The following is an 8,890-nucleotide window of genomic DNA, read 5'->3' as shown; positions in this document are numbered from 1 at the left end:
AAAGATTAAAGTTGGAAATTCAGAAATAACACCTAGGGATTTCTTGGTAAAAGTAATACCTAATCCAATTGAGCAGGCAAATGAGATGGTAGGTAAAGGATGTGCAGGAACTTGGGTAACAGGAACAAAGGATGGAATGAGAAGATCTGTATATTTATATCAAGTGGCAGATAACAGAGAATGTGTATCAAAATACGGAACAAACTCTGTTGTAGCACAGACAGCAGTAGGACCTGTAATCATGATGGAATTAATAGCTAAAGGAATCTGGGATATCAAAGGAGTACATGGACCTGAAAGCTTTGATCCTGACCCATTTGTAGAAAGACTAAAAAAATATGAATTCCCGGCAGGAATCAGAGAAATGGATTCGGAGTATTCTGATCATATCAACGAAAAGAAATTTTTAGATGCTCTAAGATAAAAATTAAATAGAAAAAGATAGGCATAATTAATAACAATCTATATATTAAAAAAATATAGGGACGGTCAAGCGTTTCTTGACCTACCTTTATTTTTTTTCGAAAAAAACAAATAAATAAAATAAAGAAAAGGAGACTCTTATGAGCAATAGTGAGTTATTAGTTGAAAATAGAAAACAAAGCAAAAAAAAAATAGGGAATATGATTTTTGCTATTATTATGTGTTTGATAATTGGGTCTTTTATAATTAAATCACCATCACCTGATAATCTGGGATGGTATACGTTAGTTCCTTCAGTATTTGCAATTACATATATTTTTTGGGCAAAAGATGTAATTATGGCATATATGTTAGCGGGTCTTTTAGCAACATATTTTATGGCACAAAGTATATCATTTATACCAGAATATTTTAACAGAATGTTTGATACTGCAATGGGCGAGGCTTATATTTGGTTAGTTATAGTATGCGGAATGATGGGAAGTATTATTGTTTTAATTGAAAAATCTGGTGGAGCGAAAGCCTTTAGTATTTGGATTGCAAAATATATAAAATCTAGAAAAGCAGCGTTACTTTGTACATTTGGATTTGGTGGAATTATTTTTACAGATGACTATTTAAATAGCCTTGCGGTTGGACCTAGTATGGCTGTCATTACCGATGAAAAAAAAGTTTCAAGAGAAATGCTTTCTTATATTGTAGATACTATGGCGGCTGCACCTTGTGTATTAATTCCTATTTCAACATGGGGGGCCTTTATTGCAAGTGTACTTGAAGTCAATAATATTGCAGAAAAAGGTGAAGGAATGAAATATTTTATAAAAACCATTCCATTTAGCTTTTATGCTATGGCTACAATCGTAGTTTGTTTTTTAGTAATTATTGGTGTTATTCCATTAGTTGGTAAGATGAAAAAAGCAGAATACAGAGCTTATAATGAAAATATTTTAGCACCTCCAGGATCAGAAAAAATAGCAATGACTTCAGAAAGTGATATGCAAACTTTTGAAAATCCAAGAGTACATAATATTTTTATTCCATTAGTAGTTTTAGTAATAACTACGTTATTGTTTGACATGGATATGTTCATGGGTTGTATAGTAACTTTGATATTTTGTTTCTTCTTTTTTATTGGTCAAAGACTATTAAATCCATCAGAATTTATAGAATGTATAGTACAGGGATTCACAAATATGTCATTTCTATTTGTATTAGTATGTTTTAGCTATACTTTTACAGCTACGTTGACAGAACTTGGATTTGCAACATATGTAGTAGAAAATGCTCAAGGCTTTATGAGTCCACAATTGATGCCATTTATTCTGTTCTTAATATTCGGTGCAACTGAATTTATGACAGGTACAAATTGGGATTTATATATGCTCATGCTTCCTGTAGTAGTACCATTAACACAAGCTATAGGCTGTGATCCAATTTTAAGTGTCTCTGCAGTTATTTCAGCAGGAGTTTGGGGAAGCCATGTATGTGTTGCTTCCGATGCTACTGTTTGTACTTCATCAGCTTGTGGCTGTGAAAACTATGAACATGCAACATCACAAATGCCATATGCATTTATTGCATATGCATTAGCTGCAATAGCTTATTTAGTAGCAGGATTTATAATTGGATAATTATTAAAAAACTTCTTTTGTCTTAAAGGAGCTGTCTGACTATTAGTTATTTAACTATGAACTGCTCCCTTCTAGGTGGATAAGTGAAATAATAAAAACTTGTTTACTTAGAATGGAGCATTTTATTTCTTGTTAATCTATATAAGATAGACAACAAATAGTAAATTACTCAATTTTACCAGCTTAAAAAATTGTATGCACCTTGAAAAATAAATATGATTACGCACACAATTTTAGTTTTTGATTCCAAACTTGAGGAATTGATGAAAATAGGTTTGTCGGAAGTGTATTGAGGAGTTGCAGAAAAATCCAATAATATTACCATGTAATCTAATAAGTATTAAAATACATAATGTAAGCTAGATTATGCTGTGATGAGTTGAGATAGGTTAAGCCAAGATAGGTTGTATTGGAGAATCTTAGGTGAGTTTTTTTATCCTGAAAACTTAAAGTTAATTAATTGAAATAATTGATAATTTAGCGTATAATTTGTATACATGAGTTAAGAAAACGAATAAAAGGAGAAATAGATATGGCAATCCAAGATAGTTCCAATAAGACCAGTATACTTTTAGAATCAGGGACAAATGAGCTAGAGATTATTGAATTTAAAGTTGCAGAAGAGATCTTTGGAATAAATGTAGCTAAAGTACGTGAGATTATGGTGGCTAGAGATGTAAAACCGATGCCTAATTCACATCCTGTTGTAGAGGGAGTATTTAAACCAAGAGATGAGATTATAACTGTTATAAACCTTGCTAAATATCTTAACCTTGCGGAATGTGAAAACTCTGATCGTGATATTTTTATTGTTACTCATTTTAATAAATTAAATTTTGCATTTCATATAAATACTGTTATAGGTATCGATAGAATTTCATGGACAGCAATTAAAAAACCAGATAGAGTAATTTATGGTGGACAAGACGGTGCTTCTACAGGAATAGCAGAATATCAAGGACATCTTATAACTATTTTAGATTTTGAAAAAATAGTTGCAGATATTAGTCCTGAGTCTAGCATTCAGGTTGATTCTATAGAAAAATTGGGAGAACGCAATACTATTGATAAAACCATTTTAATTGCTGAAGATTCTATGCTTCTTTCAAAATTGATTATAGAATCATTACATAAAGCTGGTTATAAAAATATTGTTAAAACTGATAATGGGCAAGAAGCGTGGGATTATTTGCAGAAGGCAAAAGAATCAGGAGATGCCATAAAAGAACATGTTGATTGTATTGTATCAGATATTGAAATGCCTCTGATGGATGGGCATAGATTAACAAAGTTGGTGAAAGAAGATCCAGTACTTAAAAGTATTCCAATCATTTTATTTTCTTCATTAATAAGCCAAGAAATGCGTGTAAAAGGTAAGCAGCTTGGTGCAGATGAACAGATAAGTAAGCCAGAAATCGGGAAACTGGTTTTAATAATTGATAATCTTACTGAAAATCATTAATTAAACTATTAAAAAATACTACAGCAAAGCCAACTAATTCAGCAGCCTTGCTAATGTAAAATAAGTGCTATTTAAAGTTTCAATTTACAGAAGAACAATTTATTATGCTTAAGAAGTACGATCCTGCTTGTTGGCTTTGTGGTAGTATGAAGGATTTTGTTAATTTTGAGGTGAAGAATATTTGTAGGAAGTGTATTAGTGAGTTGTAGAAATTAAGAATTTTTAATCTCTTTATATGTATGTATGCTACCTCAGACAAGGCATGTGGAGTGTTGTGCACTGCTATATCCGAACCCTCCCAAAAAAATTTAGACCTATAACGATTGGAGGTCGGTTTTTATTATGCAAAAATACTGTTTTGAATTTAAAAAGCAGGTTGTTGGTAAGCGTCAAATCAAAGAATACCTACCAATCTTTACTTTTGTTTATTTTGTGAATTTCATATAAAAAAGTTACAATACCTATACCTAATAAACATTTAAATGTATTACGCCAGAAATTAAGTGTGTTAATATCATTAGTAGTAATCTGATTTTTTGAAGTGATAGTATTAGAAAGATTTGTATAATACCACTCCGATGTATATACAGCAATTGCCAAAAGAATAAAGAATAAATATTTTATTCTTTTTATTGTTTTTTTATTCATATAAATAACCTAATAATGTCTTTCTCTTAAACGACCTTGTGCTAACAGCACTTATATAAAAAGCTAACTTCTAAATAAATGATATAATGATTCTTGTGATGGAGACAGTATTGCTGTGATGTAAGAATCATTGAATAATGCATGTTAGTTTGTGTCATGATATAATCCCTCTAAGCAAACAATGTAAATAAAATACATGGGGGGATTATTTTATTTAAAATTTTAGAATCTGTCATATTTTAAAATTTTATTTGAAGAAGTTATCTTAAATGTTTACAAAGTAAATCGATAAAAGTATCTATATATTCATATTTATTGAAAATTGCACGAGCATTGTTTTTGTTGCCTCCGCCTTTTCCGTTATATATAGGGGCGTTTTCTTTTACCAGTTTATTACAATCATGACTCCCATCAGAAAAAAGAATGAGAGTATTTTCTTTAGTGCATATCAGTAAAAGTAAGCCTTTAATATATGGAGCTGCCTGTTTGCCTATATTTAATAAATCATTGATCTTTAAGTTATCATATTTTTTTGTTAATATTATAGCGTTACTACTTTTATAATAATTTTCGTTTGCATAATCGTTTTTTATATCAGAAACATAGTTTGTAATAAGCAATGTTTTTATTTCATGAAGCTCTTGCCTGATAACTTTATTTTTTTCATCCTGTATTTTAATCTTATCAATTAAATCATCATCAGATGAAGAATATTTATTGTTTAATGCAGTAATAATATCATTTTTATTTTGATAGTCTAATAGAGCACCTTGACCGGCTTTAATATATACTCTGGTCATGCCCTTATATTTTTCAAGCTTCAATATTTTTATTATACCAACTTGACCTGCGGTACTTGGATGAGTTCCGCAACAAGCCACACAGTCAGCAGGATTGTTTATGTCCCCTACACATACAATAGATATATTTTCCTCTAGGGATAAAGGCTTTCTTAGAGGAAGATTTTCTGCATCTTTACGTTTTTCAAAGTAACGTGTAATTACGGGAGTATTGGACCAAATAACTTTGTTTGCTAAAGTTTCTATTTTCATTGCTTGTTCCCAAGTTATATCTTTTATATCAATATCTAGAGTCATATAACTGTCACCCATATGGAAACCTCTATTGACACCGTTTAATTCACTGTAGAAGATTCCAGATAAAATATGTTCTCCACAATGTTTCTGCATATTATTAAAGCGACGATCCCAATCAAGAGATAGTTTTACCGTTTGCCCTTTTTGAAACATTTGTGCAGGTGAAGGGCTACAACTGCCCATATGCATATCATCATCTTCTAAAACATGATAAACAATGTCATTTTCTTCGAACACATCAATTACAGAAATACCGTTTATAGTACCCAAGTCACAAGGTTGTCCTCCCCCAGTTGGAAAAAAGATAGTTTTGTCCAGTACAAGTATAAGGCAAGAAGAATTATCTGTGCCTGAATTTTTATCAATAATTTCTAATATAGTACTTTCGCAAGTTTTCAAATAAACGTCATGTTTATATAATTTGTTTGTCATAATATTAATCTCCTAATCAAATAAAGAAGTGCTAAGAAAATTATACCATTAATGTATTGTTTGGTATATAATTATTGTAAAACTTGCATTTAATCATTAACTAATATGAAAATAAAATTTTTTGAATAGTGGAAGAAACCTTCTCATATAAATGAATGGGAGGGACTGCCATGATAAATAAAAAACTAAAATGGAAAGTTGCTATTATTATTTTAGCTATTGCTATGATTACAGTATCAATGCCATTCAAAGAAGAAATTCTTCAAAGAGTACAGTTTATTACAAGTGCAGATGTGATAGTATTGGATCCAGGTCATGGAGGTATAGATGGTGGTGCTGTAAACAGCAGCGGAACTTGTGAAAAAGATATTAATTTAGCTATTGCTTTAAAAATTAAAAAATTAGCAGAGGCAGATGGTTGGCATATAGTTATGACAAGGGAGGAAGATAAGGGTCTTTATTCAGAAGATGGTAGATCTATAAGGAGTCATAAAACAGAAGATTTACTAGAGAGAAAAAAGATTATAGAAAAAACGAAACCTTTAATGACAGCCAGTATTCATCTTAATAGTTTTAAAGAAGATCCTTCTGTTAGAGGTGCACAAGTGTTTTATTCTACAGGAGGTAGTAGCAAAATCACTGAAGAGGGAAAAAAATTAGCGGAATTAATACAAGAAGAATTAGTAAAAGGGATAAATGATGGAACTAATCGGGTGGCATTAGGTAAAAAAGATGTATTAATTTTGAAAAATCCCGTTGCTCCAACTGTAATTATCGAATGTGGATTTTTGTCTAATAGAGCAGAAGCAGAATTATTACTTGATGAAAAATATCAAGAAAAACTGGCAAAATTTATTTATAAAGGAATGTTGACGTTTAGTAATTTAGAGCCACAAGAGAAAATAGATAAAATTGACAGTTTGCATTTGATTTAAATATTTATAAATTTCTTTGAATTAACTGTGTATAACTTTTGAGTTTATAATCTTATATGTTTTTTTAATATTGAAATTTAAACGTTTTATAATTAAAATGTTATCCACAAGCAGCTTGGGATTAATTTTAAATAATTATAAAATGAAATTTTTAAATCTTATTTTTAAGGGTTTAAAAATAAACTGATATCAGTTAACATAATGTTATAAAATAAGCTATAAACCATAAAAATTGTAATAATTACAAGGGAGAATAACAATGTTAAAAGAGAAGAGTTTTTACAAGGAAGGACTGCCGATAAATGTAATAATAGCAGAGATAGAAGAATATCCCATTCATTTTCATGATGATTTAGAAGTGGTATATGTTTTGGATGGATCGGTTATTCTTAAAAATGGATATTACACATATACACTAAATGCAGGGGATATTTTTATTCTAAATGACAGGGAAATCCATAGCTTTAAAAATAATGGTCATCCTAATATTGTTATGATGCTACAGATGGATCTTTTCTTCTTCTCAAAATACTATGATAATCTTAAAAATAGCTTTTTTGTAACAGATATGAAAGATGCTGATGATGAAAGTTTAGAAGTTCTGAGAGGAACCTTGGCTCGTATAATATTGGAACTTTTAGAAAAAAATCCGAATTATGAGCATAAAGTAATCGAAAATATACATAATCTTATAGCATGTTTATTAGCTGATTTCCAATATTTTGCCATGGAAGATGGAAAATTTATTAATGAAAGCAAAAATAAAGGAAATAAAATTTTAGCGGGTAGATTAAACAGAATAACAGATTATATGTATGAAAATTATACAAGAAGATTGACATTAAATGAAGTTGCAGAGCAAGAGCATCTCAGTATATATTACCTTTCTCATGTAATTAAAGCTGCCACAGGATTGAGCTTTCAAGAATTGCTAAGTTTTATAAGAGTAGAAGAATCTGAAAAGCTTTTACTTGGGACAAATAAAAAAATAGGAGTTATTTCTGAAGAGTCAGGGTTTTCTGCTGTAAGATATTATATAAAATATTTTAAAAAATGGTTTGGAATGCATCCTACAGAATACAGAGAAAAATATACTAATCAGGTCAGCAGCAGAGAGACCTCCGCAAAATATACTTTAATCGAGCCTGAAGAGATTTTGCAGGCAGTAAAACATCAAGCGAAGGAAGTTTATAGCTCCTTTATTAAAGATAAAGGACCATTATTAACGATTATAAATATAAATCTTGAGGAACAGAATAAAATAATAAAGAAAAAGGACTGCCACCTCAGTAACTTGTTTAAATATGAACATATGAAGCCGGCTGCTTTAGCATACAAGATGCTTTGTGATTTAAATGAAACAGTTATAGCTTATGGTAAAGAATATGTAATTACTACTTCTTCTAGAAACAATAAAGACGGAATAAGTTTATTAATTTATAATTATAATGAAAGTATTGAGAATTTAGCTAAAAATAGTGTAAGTTTAGAAGAAACTTTGTCTGAATTTGAAAATGATTGTGAGGAATCAGAAATTCTTGTGAAGTTGTTTGGTCTTACCGGTGAATACAGGTTTTACAGATATAAGCTTACGAGAGAAAATATTATGTACGCTTATCAAGCGAAATTAGGATTTCCAAATGCCAAAGATAGAAGAGATATTATGATAGGGAAATGGGGAATTAATCCTCAAGTTAGCTATTCTGATATAACCGTATCAGATAGTGTGAGTATCCAAAGTAATTTAATTGGATTTAGCGGTGAACTAATCTTAATAGATAAAATTTAAATAGATAAATAACAATAATTAGCAAAAAAACCACAAATTATTAACAAGATAGTTAATTAGTTTGTGGTTTTTTTATTTGTAAAATAGTATAAACGGCAAATTAGTATAATTTTTAAGCAAATGCATAATTGAATATTCAGAAAATATTTGCTATTATGAATTCATAATCAAGTTAAACAATTTTGTTTGAAATAAATACATAATTAGGAGGAAATGATTATGAAATTATTAATTATCGGAGCAGGCGGAGTTGGTACTTCAGCAGCTAAAATTATAAAAAGAGCCGGCGAAGGCGGTATGTGGGCAGAAAAAGTAGTTATTTCTGACTATAATGAAGCCAGAGCAAAGCAAGTTTCTGAAGAATGTGATGACGAAAGATTTGTTTACGAAAAAATAGATGCAAGTGATTCAAAAAATATTAAAGACATTATTAAAAAACATGGTATTACATTTGTAATGAACGCAGTAGAACC

The 8,890-nt window shown here is 29.9% G+C and carries 8 protein-coding genes; 6 read left to right on the top strand and 2 right to left on the bottom strand.

What is annotated here, in order from left to right; genetic code table 11:
- The 3 genes from K292_RS18920 to K292_RS0112540 all read left to right on the top strand — a co-directional run.
- Window positions 1-424: saccharopine dehydrogenase family protein (locus K292_RS18920; RefSeq protein WP_027400113.1), on the top strand; the 424-nt coding region annotated here is incomplete at its 5' end.
- 139 nt (window positions 425-563) lie between these two features.
- Window positions 564-2,054, top strand: a complete 1,491-nt coding sequence (locus K292_RS17170) for a Na+/H+ antiporter NhaC family protein (RefSeq protein WP_051280726.1) — start codon at window positions 564-566, stop codon at window positions 2,052-2,054.
- Between the two features lie 532 nt (window positions 2,055-2,586).
- Window positions 2,587-3,516, top strand: a complete 930-nt coding sequence (locus K292_RS0112540; protein WP_037373204.1) for a chemotaxis protein — start codon at window positions 2,587-2,589, stop codon at window positions 3,514-3,516.
- A gap of 405 nt (window positions 3,517-3,921) precedes the next feature.
- Here the strand turns inward: K292_RS0112540 and K292_RS0112535 are convergent, their stop codons facing one another.
- Together K292_RS0112535 and K292_RS0112530 are read right to left on the bottom strand one after the other, a co-directional pair.
- Complete coding sequence (locus tag K292_RS0112535) at window positions 3,922-4,164, bottom strand: hypothetical protein (protein WP_027400111.1); 243 nt, start codon at window positions 4,162-4,164, stop codon at window positions 3,922-3,924.
- Between the two features lie 260 nt (window positions 4,165-4,424).
- Window positions 4,425-5,693, bottom strand: a complete 1,269-nt coding sequence (locus K292_RS0112530) for an alanyl-tRNA editing protein (RefSeq protein ID WP_027400110.1) — start codon at window positions 5,691-5,693, stop codon at window positions 4,425-4,427.
- A gap of 170 nt (window positions 5,694-5,863) precedes the next feature.
- Between K292_RS0112530 and K292_RS0112525 the strand changes: the two genes are divergently transcribed.
- The 3 genes from K292_RS0112525 to K292_RS17165 all read left to right on the top strand — a co-directional run.
- The gene (locus tag K292_RS0112525) at window positions 5,864-6,628 is read left to right on the top strand and encodes an N-acetylmuramoyl-L-alanine amidase (RefSeq protein ID WP_027400109.1); all 765 of its coding nucleotides are present in this window, start codon (window positions 5,864-5,866) and stop codon (window positions 6,626-6,628) included.
- Window positions 6,629-6,887: 259 nt separating this feature from the next.
- Window positions 6,888-8,417 (top strand): AraC family transcriptional regulator, encoded by a 1,530-nt coding sequence (locus K292_RS0112520; RefSeq protein WP_027400108.1) that lies wholly within the window; start codon window positions 6,888-6,890, stop codon window positions 8,415-8,417.
- A 219-nt stretch (window positions 8,418-8,636) separates the two neighbouring features.
- On the top strand, window positions 8,637-8,890 hold a 254-nt coding region (locus K292_RS17165; RefSeq protein ID WP_037373203.1), incomplete at its 3' end, for a saccharopine dehydrogenase NADP-binding domain-containing protein.

Source organism: Anaerovorax odorimutans DSM 5092 (genome assembly GCF_000426305.1).
GTDB classification, from domain to species: Bacteria; Bacillota; Clostridia; order Peptostreptococcales; family Anaerovoracaceae; genus Anaerovorax; species Anaerovorax odorimutans.
The sequence above is the reverse complement of the archived record's forward strand: the minus strand, read 5'-3'. Positions and strand labels throughout refer to the sequence as shown.

Bases quoted from the DNA above. Each gene is read 5' to 3' on its own strand.
- K292_RS17170 (WP_051280726.1), top strand. From the start codon at position 564: ATGAGCAATAGTGAGTTATTAGTTGAAAATAGAAAACAAAGCAAAAAA.
- K292_RS0112540 (WP_037373204.1), top strand. From the start codon at position 2,587: ATGGCAATCCAAGATAGTTCCAATAAGACCAGTATACTTTTAGAATCA.
- K292_RS0112535 (WP_027400111.1), bottom strand. From the start codon at position 4,164: ATGAATAAAAAAACAATAAAAAGAATAAAATATTTATTCTTTATTCTT.
- K292_RS0112530 (WP_027400110.1), bottom strand. From the start codon at position 5,693: ATGACAAACAAATTATATAAACATGACGTTTATTTGAAAACTTGCGAA.
- K292_RS0112525 (WP_027400109.1), top strand. From the start codon at position 5,864: ATGATAAATAAAAAACTAAAATGGAAAGTTGCTATTATTATTTTAGCT.
- K292_RS0112520 (WP_027400108.1), top strand. From the start codon at position 6,888: ATGTTAAAAGAGAAGAGTTTTTACAAGGAAGGACTGCCGATAAATGTA.